This is a genomic window from Pseudomonas sp. LAIL14HWK12:I7, assembly GCF_000483465.1.
GTDB classification, from domain to species: Bacteria; Pseudomonadota; Gammaproteobacteria; order Pseudomonadales; family Pseudomonadaceae; genus Aquipseudomonas; species Aquipseudomonas kermanshahensis.
Window position 1 is genome coordinate 496,592 of record NZ_KI519605.1, and the last position, 14,243, is coordinate 510,834.

15 protein-coding genes are annotated in these 14,243 nt (G+C 63.2%); 2 read left to right on the top strand and 13 right to left on the bottom strand.

The features are described 5' to 3' along the window. Positions 1 to 78: 78 nt before the first annotated feature. From D886_RS0121690 to D886_RS0121715, 6 genes are all read right to left on the bottom strand, one after another. Positions 79 to 732, bottom strand: coding sequence for an HAD family phosphatase (locus tag D886_RS0121690; RefSeq protein WP_027595906.1), 654 nt, complete (start codon positions 730 to 732; stop codon positions 79 to 81). Positions 733 to 746: 14 nt separating this feature from the next. Then, a complete protein-coding gene (locus D886_RS0121695) occupies positions 747 to 1,736 on the bottom strand; it encodes an ABC transporter ATP-binding protein (protein ID WP_027595907.1) in 990 nt (329 codons plus the stop codon). 1 nt (position 1,737) lies between these two features. Then, positions 1,738 to 2,532 (bottom strand): ABC transporter permease, encoded by a 795-nt coding sequence (locus D886_RS0121700; RefSeq protein ID WP_027595908.1) that lies wholly within the window; start codon positions 2,530 to 2,532, stop codon positions 1,738 to 1,740. Further along, entirely contained in the window at positions 2,522 to 3,361 is an 840-nt protein-coding gene (locus D886_RS0121705) for an ABC transporter permease subunit (protein WP_027595909.1), read from the bottom strand. Before D886_RS0121705 ends, D886_RS0121700 begins: the two co-directional genes overlap by 11 nt. Further along, entirely contained in the window at positions 3,358 to 4,164 is an 807-nt protein-coding gene (locus D886_RS0121710) for an alkaline phosphatase family protein (protein ID WP_027595910.1), read from the bottom strand. The genes D886_RS0121705 and D886_RS0121710 overlap by 4 nt, the downstream gene beginning before the upstream one ends. 145 nt (positions 4,165 to 4,309) lie before the next feature. Continuing rightward, complete coding sequence (locus D886_RS0121715; RefSeq protein ID WP_027595911.1) at positions 4,310 to 5,374, bottom strand: ABC transporter substrate-binding protein; 1,065 nt, start codon at positions 5,372 to 5,374, stop codon at positions 4,310 to 4,312. A gap of 328 nt (positions 5,375 to 5,702) precedes the next feature. Between D886_RS0121715 and D886_RS0121720 the strand changes: the two genes are divergently transcribed. Then, positions 5,703 to 6,416 carry a UTRA domain-containing protein gene (locus D886_RS0121720; protein ID WP_027595912.1) on the top strand — a complete coding sequence of 238 codons (714 nt, stop codon included), beginning with the start codon at positions 5,703 to 5,705 and terminating at the stop codon, positions 6,414 to 6,416. Positions 6,417 to 6,454: 38 nt separating this feature from the next. Here D886_RS0121720 and D886_RS0121725 read toward each other — a convergent pair whose 3' ends face one another. The 7 genes from D886_RS0121725 to minC form a co-directional block, all read right to left on the bottom strand. Next, positions 6,455 to 8,608 carry a mechanosensitive ion channel family protein gene (locus D886_RS0121725; RefSeq protein WP_027595913.1) on the bottom strand — a complete coding sequence of 718 codons (2,154 nt, stop codon included), beginning with the start codon at positions 8,606 to 8,608 and terminating at the stop codon, positions 6,455 to 6,457. A 44-nt stretch (positions 8,609 to 8,652) separates the two neighbouring features. Further along, on the bottom strand, positions 8,653 to 8,820 hold the full coding sequence (locus tag D886_RS28420) for a hypothetical protein (protein WP_167334464.1): 168 nt from the start codon (positions 8,818 to 8,820) through the stop codon (positions 8,653 to 8,655). Positions 8,821 to 9,014: 194 nt separating this feature from the next. Further along, positions 9,015 to 10,304 (bottom strand): M18 family aminopeptidase, encoded by a 1,290-nt coding sequence (locus D886_RS0121735; RefSeq protein WP_027595914.1) that lies wholly within the window; start codon positions 10,302 to 10,304, stop codon positions 9,015 to 9,017. A 136-nt stretch (positions 10,305 to 10,440) separates the two neighbouring features. Further along, complete coding sequence (locus D886_RS0121740) at positions 10,441 to 11,076, bottom strand: RluA family pseudouridine synthase (RefSeq protein ID WP_027595915.1); 636 nt, start codon at positions 11,074 to 11,076, stop codon at positions 10,441 to 10,443. A 156-nt stretch (positions 11,077 to 11,232) separates the two neighbouring features. Next, positions 11,233 to 11,487: a cell division topological specificity factor MinE gene (minE, locus tag D886_RS0121745; protein WP_003252572.1), complete on the bottom strand. Its 255-nt coding sequence runs from the start codon at positions 11,485 to 11,487 to the stop codon at positions 11,233 to 11,235. Between the two features lie 3 nt (positions 11,488 to 11,490). Next, positions 11,491 to 12,303, bottom strand: a complete 813-nt coding sequence (gene minD / locus D886_RS0121750) for a septum site-determining protein MinD (protein WP_027595916.1) — start codon at positions 12,301 to 12,303, stop codon at positions 11,491 to 11,493. Between the two features lie 99 nt (positions 12,304 to 12,402). After that, a complete protein-coding gene (minC, locus tag D886_RS0121755; protein ID WP_027595917.1) occupies positions 12,403 to 13,155 on the bottom strand; it encodes a septum site-determining protein MinC in 753 nt (250 codons plus the stop codon). Positions 13,156 to 13,266: 111 nt separating this feature from the next. On the opposite strand from minC, the gene D886_RS0121760 reads away from it, so the two are divergent. Beyond that, positions 13,267 to 14,202 (top strand): lipid A biosynthesis lauroyl acyltransferase, encoded by a 936-nt coding sequence (locus D886_RS0121760; protein ID WP_027595918.1) that lies wholly within the window; start codon positions 13,267 to 13,269, stop codon positions 14,200 to 14,202. The last annotated feature ends 41 nt before the right edge of the window (positions 14,203 to 14,243 follow it).

Here is a 14,243-nt window from a genome sequence, read left to right on the forward strand (position 1 = left end):
AATCACTGATCCTGAGCCTGTGATATTCCTGTGGGAGCGGGCTTGCCCGCGAAGAGGCCAGTAGGTTCAGCGCCAATATCAGCTCCAGCTCAAGATCGGCCACCCATTGACCTCGGCATGCTCGCGCAACACCGCATCTGGGTTCACCACAAACGGATGGTCCACCTTCAACAACAACGGCAGATCGTTCCGCGAATCGGAATAGAAACTCGCCCCTTCCAGGTTCTCCTGCTCCTGATCCAGCCACTCCAGCAACCGGGTGATCTTGCCTTCACGGTAGGTCAGCACCCCATGGGTCTTGCCGGTGTACACCCCATTCACCGCCTCCAGCTCGATCGCCAGGTACTCGTCCACGCCCAACCGCGCCGCAATCGGCCCGACCAAGTGCGTACCCGAAGCGGAAATGATCAGAATACGGTCGCCACGCTTGCGATGCTCAGCGATGCAGCGGCAAGCGTCGCCGAAAATGATCGGCTCGATAACGTCCTCCACCCACGGCTCCACCAGGTGCTCGACCTCTTCCAGGGTGCGCCCGGCAATCGGCTCCAGGCTGAAGGCCATGTAGTCCTCCATCGCCAGGTGGCCCTTGCCATAGGCCTCCATCAATTCATGGTCGCGACGCAGGAAGTCCTTGCCGTCGACCCAGCCCAACCGGGCCATCTGCTCGCTCCACAGTGACGCGCAGTCGCCGTGAATCAGGGTTTCGTCCAGATCGAAAATTGCCAGTGCCATTGTGTTGAATCTCCTTAAGCCACTTCCCGCAGCGCCGTGGGGTCGATCGACAAGGATACCCGCTGGCCGTCCGGATGCAGGTCGGCAGACGAGCGGTTGAGCACGTCGACTACCAGCTCCACCTCACGCACCCGCACCCGGTAACGGATGACGTTGCCAAGCAGGCTGTGGCTGCGCACTTCACCGTCCAGTTCGCCATTCAGGCCCAGGGTGATGGATTCGGGGCGAATGGCCAGGCGGCTGGCCACCGGGCGTTGCAGCAGGCGGCTGGCGCTTTCCGGGTCGAGCAGGTTGTAGTTGCCGATAAAGCCCGCAGCAAACAGGTCCACGGGCGCGGTGTAGAGGGTTTCGGCATCGCCGCTCTGGACGATGCGGCCCTGGTTCATCAGGAAAATGCGGTCTGACATCGTCAAGGCCTCTTCCTGGTCGTGGGTGACGAAGATGGTGGTCAGCCCCAGTTCACGCTGGATCGCGCGAATCTGCTCGCGCAGGTGCTTGCGAATGCGCGCATCCAGCGCCGACAGCGGCTCGTCGAGCAGCAGCAGGCGCGGGCGGGTCACCAGTGAACGGGCCAGGGCCACGCGCTGGCACTGGCCACCCGACAGCTGGTGCGGATAGCGCCCGGCGAAGCTGCCCAGCTCCACCAGGTCGAGCACCTCACGCACCCGCGCCTGGCTCTCGTCGGCCTTGACCTTTTGCATGCGCAGGCCAAAGGCAACGTTCTGTTCCACGGTCATGTTGGGGAACAGCGCGTAGCTCTGGAACACCATGCCGATGCCGCGCTTCTGCGGGCTCAGTGGCACGATGTCCTGGCCATCGAGCAGGATGCGCCCCCCGTCCACCGGGGTCAGCCCGGCGATGCAGCGCAGCAGAGTGGACTTCCCGCAGCCGGAAGGGCCGAGCAGGGTGACGAACTCGCCGCGTTCGATCTGGCAGTCAATGTTTTCGAAAACCGGTGTGCCGGCATAGCGTTTGTGCAGTTGCTGTACGCTGACGAAGCTCATGTCAGGTCTTGTCCTTGTTCAGGCGGTTGGCGACCCAGGTGAGTACCAGCACGAAGGCGAAGTAGGAGATCACCAGCGCGCTGTTGAAGTGGCCGCTGCTGTTGCGCATGTTGTTCAGGTACACCTGCAGCGTCTCGTAGCGGGTGCCGACCAGCAGGTTGGCGAACACGAACTCGCCGAACAGGAACGAGAACGACAGCAGCAGGGCCACCATCAGGCCTTTGCGCAGGTTCGGCAGCACCACCAGAAACGCCGCTTGCCAGGTGCTGGCCCCGAGCAGTTGGGCGGCGTCCATCAGGTCGCGCAGGTTGATCGCCTGCAGGTTGTTGGTGATCGCCCGGTACATGAACGGCAGGGCGATGGTGAAATAGCAGCCGATCAGAATCCACGGGGTGCCGACCATGGCCATGGGCCCGCTGCCATACAGCTGCAGCAACCCTACGGCGGACACCACCGGCGGCACCGCGAACGGCAGCAGGATGAGGATGTTCATCAACGCGTCGAGCTTGGGGAAGTGGTAGTGCACCACGAACAGCAGCGGCAGGATCAGCACCACCGACAGTATCAGTGCGCCCACGCACACCAGCAGCGACTGGCCGAACGCCGCCAGAAAGCGCGGCTCGCTCCACAGCGCCACGTACCACTTCAGGGTCAGGCCGCTGGGCAGCAGGCTGGCCGACCAGCTCGTGGCCACGGAGTAGAGCAGGGTGCCGGCCAGCGGCAGCAGCAGAATCAGGAACAGCAGGTACACCACCAGGCGGTGGTAGAGGCTGCTGGCGTTGGTTTCAGCGCGCATGGTAGCTCCTTTTCAGCAGCCATTGATGGACCACCGTGACCAGCGTCATCAGCCCCACCAGCACCATGGCCAGGGCACTCGCAAGGTTAGGGTCGAGGCTGATGTCACCGGCCACCAGGCCAGCGATGCGGATCGGCAGCACGTTGAAGTTGCCGGTGGTCAACGCGTACACCGTGGCATAGGCGCCCAGGGCATTGGCCAAGAGGATGACGAAGGTGCCGAGCAACGCCGGGGTCAGCACCGGCAGGCCGATATGGCGCCAGAATTGCCAGTGGTTGGCGCCGAGCAGGGCGGCCGACTCACGCCAGTCTTCACGCAAGGCATCGAACGCCGGGTACAGCAACAGCACGCCCAAGGGGATTTGGAAGTAGGTGTACACCAGGATCAGCCCGCTTTTGGAGTAGATGCTGAAGTCTTCCAGCAGGCCGATCTGTTTAAGCAGCAGGGTCAGTGCGCCATTGAAACCCAGTAGGATGATGAAGGCGAAGGCCAGTGGCACGCCGGCGAAGTTGCTGGTCATGTTGGCGAAGGCACTGACAAAGTCGCGCAGCCGCGAATCCACCTGGCGCAGCGAGTAGGCCCCGAGGGTAGCGATGACGATACCGAACAGGCTCGACCAGAAGCTGATCTCCAGGCTGCGTTGCAAGGCCTGCAGGTAGAACTTCGAGGCGAACACCTTGCTGAAGTTTTCCAACCCCCAGCCCGCCTCGGACTGCACGCTGTTGATCGCCACCCAGGCCAGCGGGGCGATCTGGAAGATGATGAAGAACACGGCGAATGGCAGCAGGCAGAGCAGGGCAAGGTAACGGCCGCGATGGCTGGCATTCACTTGAGCAGCTCCCGGCACACGGTCTTGTCGTGGGCCACGCCAAGCAGCTCGCAGATGGTGCCGCACAACTCGGTTTGCAGCGGCTTGGCAGCAGGGTCGAGGCTGAAGCCATCACCAAAGACAAACAGCGGGACCTCGCGTTCCTCGGCCAGCAGGCCATTGTGCGAGCGGTCGTTGTTCATGCCGTGGTCGGCGGTGACCAGCACCTGATAACCCTCTTCGAGCCAGCGCGGCAGGTAGTCGGCCAAGAGGATGTCAGCGCTGCGTGCCGCGTTGCGGTACTGGCTGCTGTCCAGGCCATGGCGGTGGCCGACGTCGTCGATGCTCATCGGGTGCACCAGCAGGAAGTTCGGCGCATGCCGGCGGCGCAGGTATTCGGCGTCGGCCAGCAGGTGTGAATCGGGGTAGCGGTCGTCCCAGTAGAACAGGCCGTGCTGGATCGGCAGCTTCGGCGCATGGGTGTGGCGGTCGCGCTGCGCATCGAACGGCGAGCGGTTGTACAGCTCGCTCATCCAGTGATAGGCCGCCGCCGCAGTACCCAGCCCCGCTTCGCGGGCGTAGTGGAACACGCTGCGCTGGTTGGACAGGCGGTTGACGTTGTTGTGCACGATGCCGCTGTCGATCGGCGTGACGCCGGTGAGGATGCATTCGTACAACGGGCGCGACAGTGACGGTAGCTCGCATTCCACGCGGTACAGCGCGGCGCGATCGGCCTCGACGTAGGCGTGCAGGTGGCCCATGGCATGGTGGGCGACCTGGTGGTTGAGGCCGTCGAGCAGGACCAGGATGACGTTGTGTTGCATGGTGGCTCCAGTCAATAACCGCGTTGTCCTCTTCGCGGGTAAACCCGCTCCCACAAAGTTATCGCTATCCCCGAGGGCTGCGCTGTATCTGTGGGAGCGGGTTCACCCGCGAAGAGGCCGGTTCAGGCGCTAGAGATCTAGCCCCTTACTCCATCTCGATGATCACTTGCTCCTGCCACTTCTGCGGCAGTGCCTTCGAAGTCGTTTCCCAAACAGCGGCATCCTTGATCGGCTGGGCAGCACCATACTGCTCGTTAGGCAGTAGCTTGGCCTGCACATCGGCCGGCAGCTTCAGGTGCTCGGCGCGGATCGGCCGGGCGTGACCGATGGCAAGGTTAGTCTGCCCGGCATCGCTGAAGATGTACTCACGCGCCAGCTTGGCTGCGTTCGGGTGCTTGGCGTACTTGTTGATGATGGTGGTATAGCCCGAGATCACCGAACCGTCCGAGGGGATCAGCACTTCGAAGCGCTTGGGGTCGATCTGCTCGCGGTAGCTCAGGCCATTGAAGTCCCACACCACACCCACTTCCACTTCACCTTTTTCCAGGGTCTGGATGGTGGGGTTGGCGAGCGACAGGCGCTTCTGCTGGGCCAGCTTGGTGAACAGTTGCAGGCCTGGCTCAATGTTGCTTTCGCTGCCTTTGTAGGCGATGGCCGCGGCCAGTACACCATTGGCGGCCTGGGCGGCGGTGCCGACATCGCCGATGGCAACCTTGTACTTGCCTTTCTCCAGGTCATGCCAGGTTTTCGGGCGTTCTTCTTCTTTCACCAAATCCTTGTTGATGATGAAGGCGATGGTGCCGGTATAGGCCAGCGCCCAGTGCCCGTCCTTGTCCTTGGCCCATTCGGGTACCTGGTCCCAGGTGCTCGGCTTGTACGGTTGGCTCACGCCCTTGGTCACGGCAATCGGGCCAAAGGCGGCGCCGACGTCGCCGATGTCGGCACTGGCGTTGTCTTTCTCGGCCTCGAACTTGGCGATTTCCTGGGCCGAGCTCATGTCGGTGTCGCTGTGCTTGAGGCCATATTTATTGGCCAGGTCCTCCCAGGTGCCTTTCCAGTTGGCCCAGGCATCGGGCATGCCCACGCTGTTGACGGTGCCTTCCTTGCGGGCGGCGTCTTCCAGGGCCTTGAGGTCGGTGCCGGCGGCCATGGCCGTGGTACACAGGGCGATGGCCGAACCGAGCAGTGACGCCATGAAGAACTTTTTCATCCGAAGCTCCTTGGGTGGGTGCCTGTTGCGATCGTTGTCGTGAATGAGGCAGTTGTCAGCGACCTTTGGTCTAGGTCAGCAAACCTTGAGCCAAGGTAGGCCGCTTGCGTGACAGTTTGATGTAGGGGGAGGCTTCAACCGGGGGTTCCGGCTACCTGAAAATACAGCGTAGACCAGATCGCAGGCCCTGATTTAGCGGGCTTGGCCCGAAACTGGCAAAGCCCGTGCGGTGCCTTTGTCACAGGATGTTCATCAGCCCTGCCTAGGCTTGCACTACTCTCCAATTGCCCCGTCATGGGGCTGGCCTAGTCCAGATAGGTAACCTTTGATGCAACCGATGCCCCCGCGTGCGGTAACAGCCATCTGCCACGCCCTGCAGGAGCAGATCGAACACGGCCTGCTGGCGCCGGGTGGCAAGCTGCCGGCCGAGCGCAAGCTCAGCGAGGTGTTCGATACCACGCGCATTACCCTGCGCGAGGCCTTGGCACAGCTGGAGGCCCAGGGGCTGATCTACCGGGAAGAGCGGCGCGGCTGGTTCGTCGCCCCACAGCGGCTGACCTATGACCTGATCGAGCGTAGCCACTTTCATGCGATGGTGCGTGACCAGGGGCGGGTGCCGAGTACCGAGCTGTTGTCGGCGCGGCTGCAGCCGGCTTCTGCCGTTGTCTGCGCACGGCTGCAATTGCCGGCGTTGTCCAGTGTGGTGCGGATCTGCCGGCTGCGGCGTATCGATGGGCGGGCGGTGCTGTATGCCGAGCACTACCTGAACCCGCGGTATTTCCCGGGCATTCTCCAGCAGGACCTGGCGCAGTCGCTGACCGAGATTTATGGGCGGGTATACGGCATCGGCTATGGGCAGGTGTGCTTCGAGATTCTGCCGACGGCGTTGCCGATCGAGGCAGCGGCCGCGTTGAAGGTGTCGGTCGGCAGCCCGGGGCTACACATCACCCGGGTCAACAGTGACCAGCAGGGGCACCTGATCGACTGTGACCTGGAATATTGGCGGCATGATGCAATCCGCATCCGCGCCCAGGCGGGGTAATGGGGTGGCTTCTTCGCGGGCAAGCCCGCGAAGAGGCCCTAACTGGAGGAACTGGTTTCGCTCATACCGCCCCCGCCCGCCGTCACCACCTGCACCGACAACCGCGGCGTCGCCAGGTCCAGCCCCGCTTCATCCAGCTGGCGTTTCAACGCCAGGTTGAACGCCCGCGACACTTCCCATTGCTTGATCGGCGCAGTCTTGAAGCGGGCCCGCAAAATCGCCGAGCCCGACTCGAAGCTCTCTACGCCCTGCAGTTCCAGCGGCGACCAGATATTACGGCGCATCAACGGGTCGTTACGCAGTTTCTGCCCCACCTCGCGGATCAGTGTGATGGCCTGGTCGATGTTCATGCTGTGCGGGATCGCCACGCGGAAAATCGCGTAACCGAACTCCCGCGAGTAGTTCTTGATGCTCTTGATCTCGCTGAACGGGATGGTGTGCACGATGCCGTCGATGTCGCGCAGGCGCACGGTGCGGATGGTCAGGCCCTCGACCGTCCCCAGGTGCCCACCGACATCCACGTAGTCGTCGATGGCCAGCGAATCTTCGATGATGATGAACAACCCGGTGATCAGGTCGGCCACCAGGGACTGGGCGCCAAAACCGATGGCCAGGCCGATCACACCGGCACCGGCCAGCAACGGGGTGACGTTCATGCCCATGTTGGCCAGGGCAACGATCACCGCGATGATGAAGATGGCCACGAACATGACGTTGCGGATCAGCGGCATCATGGTTTGCGCGCGGGCGTTGGCCAGCCCGCGGCGCGAGCGCACCAAGGCGTGGTGCACGGCCGTGTCGGCCAGGATCCACACCAGCCAGGCGGCGATCAGCGTGCCGGCCAGGCCCAGCAGGCGCAGGCTCACCTCGTGGCCGTCGCCTTCGGCAAAGGTGATCATCGACAAGCCCCACACGCGCAGCCCCAGCTCGATGAACAGCAGCCAGATGAACAGGTGCACCAGGGCATAGGCGAAGTTGCGCAAGCGCTCGGTGTACACCGCTTGGCGCTTGTTGGCGCGTTTGGGGTTGGCCGCGTGGCGGCGCACCAGGCCGTTGAGCACCATGCACACCACCACCAGCACCGTGCACATCAACGACTGGCGAAGGGCGGTACTGGTGTCGCCGGCCGAGACGAAGGTCGCGAACAGCGAAATACCCACCAGGATCAACGCGGGCGCGAACCAGAAACTGCCAAGGATCTCGATGGTGTCGCTCAGGGTGCGCCGGGTCAGGCGCCGGTCCAAGGGTTGGTTGCGGATCAGGTGGGCGATCGGGCGGCGGAACCGCAGGATGAACAGCCCGGTGCAGATCGCCGCGATGACGTTGGCCAAGGTGGCCAGGGCATGGGCCAGGTGGGTGCCTAGTGCGACGGTCAGCCTAGGGTCGCTCATGGCCTCACCGAAGGCGGCAAAGCTGCCGATCAGCCACAGCGGGCGGAAGGCCTGGTGCCGCAGGATATGCAGGGCGCGGTGGCGGTGCGGGCCGTCGAGCAGCGAGAAGGCGATCACGCAGATGGCCGAGAAGCAGGTGCCGACCACCAACGCATACGCCAGCACCATGGCCATCGACTTGCCCAGCGACGAGGGCAGGGCGAAGCTCAGGTACACGGTGAACACCAAGGCCACCAGCCAGGGCCCGAGCTTGCGCAGGGCAAAGCGCACCAGGTCCCAGGTGCGCGGGTGCTGGGGCAGCTCTTCAGTGAGGCCGAAGCGTAGCCGCACCCGGTGGCCAATCCAGTTGAAGGCGTATGCCAGCAGGCTCCAGACCGCGATGATCGCGGCAAAGCCGAACAGGATCGCCGGCCACTGGTGCACCGGGACCACCAGTTCGGTCAGTTCTGCCTGGGCTTGCTCGATTTCCGCCGCCCAGCGGTGGAAGGGGCTGGCATCGCCACTGAACTGCTGTTCGAAATCATGCAAAGCGCCACCGATCAGGCCTAGCACGCCCTGTTCGACGGTGGGTTGTGATTGCTTGGTGGCGTCGCGCAGTTTTTTCAGGTCGGCCAGCAACTTGGCGCGTTGCTGGTCGTTTTCGAGGTTTTTGATCACCTCGTCCAGCGACTTGCCCAACGGCTCGGTGGCCTCAGGCTGCGCAGGCGCGCTGGAGCCGAGCAGGCTCGGCAGGCCCGCGGCCTGAACCGGGGTGATGAACAATAACAGCAGCAGGGACAGGCAACGCAGAAGGGCAGGCACCGGGAAATCTACCTCAGGTCAAACGATGGACCGAGTGTAGAGGTTTATGTGGGCAGTTTCTCCAGGATCTTCCAGCAGGTGAGGCCGAAGATGCCCAGTGTGCCGATCCACATCATCAGCACACCGATGTTGCGCTCGCGCAGGCTGAAGCCGATGGTCAGCAGCAGCAGGAACAGAAACACCGGCACGAACAGGGACAGAAAGGGGGACATGGACAGCAATCCTTTTGCAGTGGGGCCATGTAGTAAGCATAGCGGGTAGCAGGCGAAGCGGGTTGATCCGTGGCACTAGTAGTGCCTGTGCTGGCCCATCGCCGGCAAGCCGGCTCCCACAGGTACGCCACAGTTCTTGAGGTTTGTGCTGTTCGTGTGGGAGCCGGCTTGCCGGCGATGAGGCCAGTGCGGACTTACGGCAGGTCGCGGCTGCGGTAGAACGCCGTCAGCACTTTCACCAGGTGCGCCAGGTCATGGCTGCCGCACAACTCGCGGATCGAGTGCATGGCAAAGGTTGGCAAGCCGATATCGACCGTGCGCACACCCAGGTTGCTGGCGGTGATTGGGCCGATGGTCGAGCCGCAACCCATGTCGCTGCGCACCACGAAGCTCTGCACCGGCACTTCTTCGGCCATGCACAGGTGGCGGAAGAACCCGGCGGTTTCGCTGTTGGTGGCGTAGCGCTGGTTGTTGTTGACCTTGATCACCGGCCCGGCGTTGAGCTTGGGCCCGTGGTTGCCGTCGTGCTTGTCGGCATAGTTGGGGTGCACGCCATGGGCGTTGTCAGCCGACACCATCAGCGAGCGCTGAATGGTCCGCACATAGCTGTCACCCTCGGGCAGCAGGCGTTGCAAGGTCTGCTCGAGCATGGGGCCGTCGGCGCCACAGGCCGAGCACGAGCCGACTTCTTCGTGGTCGTTGCACACCAGCACGCAGGTTTCGTCGCTGTCGGCAGCCAGCAGCGCTTGCAGGCCGGCATAGCACGACAGCAGGTTGTCCAGGCGGGCACCGGCGATGAAGTCGCGGTTGATGCCGATCAGCGCAGCATCTTGGGTGTCGTAGAAGCTCAGCTCGTAATCCAGCACCACGTCGGCGTTGAGCTCGTGCTCACGGGCCAGCTGTTCGGTGAGCAGCGCGCGGAAGTCGATGCGCTCGTCGCCGGCGACCTGGGCCAGGATGGGCGGCAGTTCGTTCTGCGGGTTGATCTGCCAGCCTTCGTTGGCGGTGCGGTTGAGGTGGATCGCCAGGTTGGGGATCACCGCGATGGGCAGCTTGAAGTCGATCAGCTGGCTTTCGACCTTGCCGTCACGGCGGAAGGTGACTCGGCCGGCCAGGGACAGGTCGCGGTCGAACCAGGGTGCCAGCAGCGCACCGCCGTAAACCTCGACGCCCAGCTGCAGGAAGCCTTGGCGCTGCAGTTCGGGTTGCGGCTTGACGCGCAGGCACGGGCTGTCGGTGTGGGCACCGACCATGCGGATACCGCCAAGCAGGGGCGCTTGCTTGCCCAGTTTGATAGCGATGATCGAGGAGTCGTTGCGGGTGACGTAATACCGACCACCCGGCACCGTTGACCAGCTGTCGCGCTCGTCCAGGCGCTGGTAGCCGGCGGCCTCGAGGCGCTGGGCCAGGCTGGCGGTGGCATGGAAGGGCGTGGGGGAGGCCTTGAGGAAATCGATCAGGCCAGTGTTCAGTGCTTCGCGCATAACTCACTCCAGACAGCAGTGGCGCGAGTTTAACGCAGATAGATCACAAATTGTGTCGGCCTCTTCGCGGGGCAAGCCCGCTCCCACCTGTGGGAGCGGGCTTGCCCGCGAAGAGGCCGGAACTGCCACCCATCAATCAGAACGGTGCCGGGCACTCGAACTTCAACCGCTCCCCGCTGACCGGGTGGGTAAAGCTCAGCATTGCCGCATGCAGGCACAACCGGTCATAGGCCGCCAAGGCTTCAGGGTTGGCATACAAGCGGTCACCCAGCAGCGGGTGGCCGATCGACAGCATGTGCACGCGCAGCTGGTGCGAGCGCCCGGTAATCGGCGTCAACTCGACCCGGCAGTGGTCGCCGCAACGCTCCAGGACGCGCCAGAAAGTCAGGGCATGCTTGCCTTGCTCATGGTCCACCACATGCCGTGGCTTGGTCGGCGGGTCGTAGCGCAGGGGCAGGTCGATGCTGCCGCTGTCCAGCGCCGGCTGGCCCCAGCACAGGGCGGTATAGGCCTTTTCGGTCTCGCGGTCGTGGAACTGGCGCGACAGCTCGCGGTGGCTGTCGGCATCGCGGGCCAGCAGGATGATGCCGGAGGTTTCCCAGTCCAGACGGTGCACGATCAGCGCATCGGGGTAGCCGTTTTCCTGCAGGCGGGTGATCAAGCAGTCCTTGTTGTCATCGGCACGGCCGGGCACTGACAGCAGCAGGGTTGGCTTGTTGACCACCAGGATGGCGGCGTCTTCGTGGAGGATCTGGACGTTTGACAGCGGCATTGCGTGGTCTCGGTTAAATCGGGGAAAACCATTGGGGCCGCGTTGCAGCCCATCGCCGGCAAGCCAGCTCCTACAGGTACAGCGCGGACCCTGTAGGAGCTGGCTTGCCGGCGATGGGCTGCAACGCAGCCCCAATGATCACGCCAGAACGCTGAATCAGCGATCTGGCAAGGTAATGTTCAGCTCCAGAATCGAGCAGCTGCCCTGGTTTTCCAGCTCGATGTGCACATCATCGTTGCCGATGTTCACATACTTGCGGATCACTTCGAGCAGTTCTTTCTGCAGTGCCGGCAGGTAGTCCGGTTCGCTGCGCTGGCCGCGCTCATGCGCCACGATGATCTGTAGACGCTCTTTCGCCACCGACGCGCTGGTCTGTTTCTGTCTGCCACGAAAGAAGTCAAAAAGGTTCATGGTTTACTTGCCTCCAAACAGGCGCGCGAAGAATCCTTGCTTCGGCACTTCGATGAACCGCAGGGGCTTTTCTTTGCCCAGCAGACGGTCGACGGTGTCGCTATAGGCCTGGCCGGCATCGCTCTGGTCGTCGAGGATGACCGGGATGCCCTGGTTGGAAGCCTTGAGCACTGCCTGGGACTCGGGGATCACGCCCTTGAGCTTGATCGCGAGGATATCGGTAACGTCGTCGATGCTCAGCATCTCGCCTTTCTCGACGCGCTCAGGGTGGTAGCGGGTGATCAGCAGGTGTTCCTTGATCGGCTCTTCGCCGTTCTCGGAGCGGCGCGACTTGCTCGACAGGATGCCCAGCATGCGGTCCGAGTCACGTACCGAGGAAACCTCAGGGTTGGTCACGACGATGGCTTCGTCGGCGAAGTACATCGCCAGGTGCGCGCCTTTTTCGATACCGGCCGGGGAGTCGCAGATGACGTACTCGAAGTCATTCTTGAGTTCCATCAGCACTTTCTCGACGCCTTCCTGGGTCAGCGCGTCCTTGTCACGGGTCTGGCTGGCGGCCAGGACGTACAGATTCTCGAGGCGCTTGTCCTTGATCAGGGCTTGCTGCAGGTTGGCTTCGCCGTTGACCACGTTGACGAAGTCGTACACCACGCGGCGCTCGCAGCCCATGATCAGGTCGAGGTTACGCAGGCCCACGTCGAAGTCGACGATGACTGTCTTGTGGCCGCGCAGTGCGAGGCCGGTGCCGATGGCGGCGCTGGTGGTGGTCTTGCCCACACCCCCCTTGCCGGAAGTAACGACGAGAATCTTGGCCAAGGTGTTTCACCCCTAAATAAGTCGGGACAGGTGTCCCAGCAATATGCAAAAAACGGCAACAGGTAAAAAAGTTGCTCTAAAAATGACGGCAAGTATCCGTTAAAGACGGGTGATGTTCAACACGTCACCAGACAGGCTGACTTGCACGCCGAAGCCCCACAGCGGGTCGCGGCGCAGGTCTTCGCAGACCTTGTACTGGCCTGCGATCGAGACCATTTCCGCCGTCATCTGCTGGCAGAAAATGCGTGCTTTGGTGTTGCCTTTGATGCCCGCCAGGGCGCGGCCGCGCATGGCGCCGTACACATGGATGTTGCCATCGGCCAGAAGTTCCGCACCTGGGCTGACCGACGCGGTCACCACCAGGTCGCCGCCTTGGGCGTAGATCTGCTGGCCGCCACGCACCGGCGAGGTGATGATGCGGGTCGGGCGGATTTCCGGTTCGGCTGCAGGCGCAGGCGCCGGCTCGGGCTTTTTCACCTCGGGCTCGGGTTCCAGCGGCCGTTCGCGCGCGCCGGACGGCGGCAGCACCGGCAGGTCGATGGCGATCGCCGCGGCGATGTCCTCGATGCGGTTGGCGCGGATCGCCAGGGTACGCAGGCCATGGTGGCGGCAGATACGCATCAAGCCGGGCAGGTCGATGGCGCCTTCGCTGGCCGGCAGCTTGTCCAGCGCCAGCACCAGCGGCGTGTTGCTGAAAAAGTTGGGTGCCTGCGCGACTTTGGCCGCCAATTGGCGGTCGAGGGCTTCAAGGTCATTGCGCGCCAGTTCCAGCACAGTGATGGCGAGCATGCTGCCCTTGAGCTGGAACACGGAGGCGGTGTCGGGGGTCTGGTTTAGGCTCATGGTCTGCATAGACGGCTTGTTGCGAAAAAAGTGCCCTGACTTATAACGAGAACACCCGTTGCCCGCAACATGCGCTGATCCGTTGTAGAATGCGCGGCCTTTGTCTTTCCGGAAGCTTCAATGGAACGCCCGCGTTTTCGCCCCTATTTCCTTCACCCCAGATTCTGGGGCCTGTGGCTGGGCCTGGGCCTGCTGTGGCTGATCGTCCAGCTGCCTTACCGGGCCTTGCTGTGGGTCGGCACTGCCCTGGGCGCAGTGATGTACCGGGTTGCCGGCGAGCGTCGACGCATCGCCGCGCGCAACCTTGAACTGTGTTTCCCTGAAATGTCCGACGACGAACGGCAGCGTTTGTTGAAGGCCAACTTCGCCTCCACCGGCATCGCCTTCTTCGAAATGGCCATGAGCTGGTGGTGGCCCAAGGCCAGGTTGGCACGCCTGGCACATATCGAAGGCCTCGAGCACCTGCAGGCTGCCCAGCAGGCAGGGCAGGGCGCGATTCTGATGGCCGTGCACTTCACCACCCTGGAAATCGGCGCCGCGCTGCTGGGCCAGCAGCACACCATCGATGGTATGTACCGCGAGCACGGCAACCCGCTGTTCGACTTCATCCAGCGCAGCGGCCGTGAGCGGCACAACCTCGACTCGCTGGCGGTGGAGCGTGAAGACGTACGCGGCATGCTCAAGCTGCTGCGTTCGGGCCGGGCGATCTGGTATGCGCCCGACCAGGATTACGGCGCCAAGCAGAGCCTGTTCGTGCCGTTGTTCGGCATCCCGGCGGCGACCGTGACCGCCACCACCAAGTTCGCCCGCCTGGGCAAGGCGCAGGTCATCCCCTTTACCCAGAAACGCCTGGAAGATGGCAGCGGCTATCGTTTGGTGATCCATCCGCCGCTGGCGGACTTCCCCGGGGAGAGTGAAGAAGCGGACTGCCTGCGCATCAACCAGTGGATCGAGGGTGTGTTGCGTGAGTGCCCCGAGCAGTACCTGTGGGCGCACCGGCGCTTCAAGTCGCGGCCCGAGGGTGCGCCTAGGCTGTATGACAAGAAGAAACGCTGATGCCAGGCCCGGCCTCTCCTTGTAGGAGCAGCCTTGTGCTG

Coding starts and splice junctions, on each gene's coding strand:
- D886_RS0121690 (WP_027595906.1), bottom strand. CDS start 732: ATGGCACTGGCAATTTTCGATCTGGACGAAACCCTGATTCACGGCGAC.
- D886_RS0121695 (WP_027595907.1), bottom strand. CDS start 1,736: ATGAGCTTCGTCAGCGTACAGCAACTGCACAAACGCTATGCCGGCACA.
- D886_RS0121700 (WP_027595908.1), bottom strand. CDS start 2,532: ATGCGCGCTGAAACCAACGCCAGCAGCCTCTACCACCGCCTGGTGGTG.
- D886_RS0121710 (WP_027595910.1), bottom strand. CDS start 4,164: ATGCAACACAACGTCATCCTGGTCCTGCTCGACGGCCTCAACCACCAG.
- D886_RS0121715 (WP_027595911.1), bottom strand. CDS start 5,374: ATGAAAAAGTTCTTCATGGCGTCACTGCTCGGTTCGGCCATCGCCCTG.
- D886_RS0121720 (WP_027595912.1), top strand. CDS start 5,703: ATGCAACCGATGCCCCCGCGTGCGGTAACAGCCATCTGCCACGCCCTG.
- D886_RS28420 (WP_167334464.1), bottom strand. CDS start 8,820: ATGTCCCCCTTTCTGTCCCTGTTCGTGCCGGTGTTTCTGTTCCTGCTG.
- D886_RS0121735 (WP_027595914.1), bottom strand. CDS start 10,304: ATGCGCGAAGCACTGAACACTGGCCTGATCGATTTCCTCAAGGCCTCC.
- D886_RS0121740 (WP_027595915.1), bottom strand. CDS start 11,076: ATGCCGCTGTCAAACGTCCAGATCCTCCACGAAGACGCCGCCATCCTG.
- minE (WP_003252572.1), bottom strand. CDS start 11,487: ATGAACCTTTTTGACTTCTTTCGTGGCAGACAGAAACAGACCAGCGCG.
- minC (WP_027595917.1), bottom strand. CDS start 13,155: ATGCAGACCATGAGCCTAAACCAGACCCCCGACACCGCCTCCGTGTTC.
- D886_RS0121760 (WP_027595918.1), top strand. CDS start 13,267: ATGGAACGCCCGCGTTTTCGCCCCTATTTCCTTCACCCCAGATTCTGG.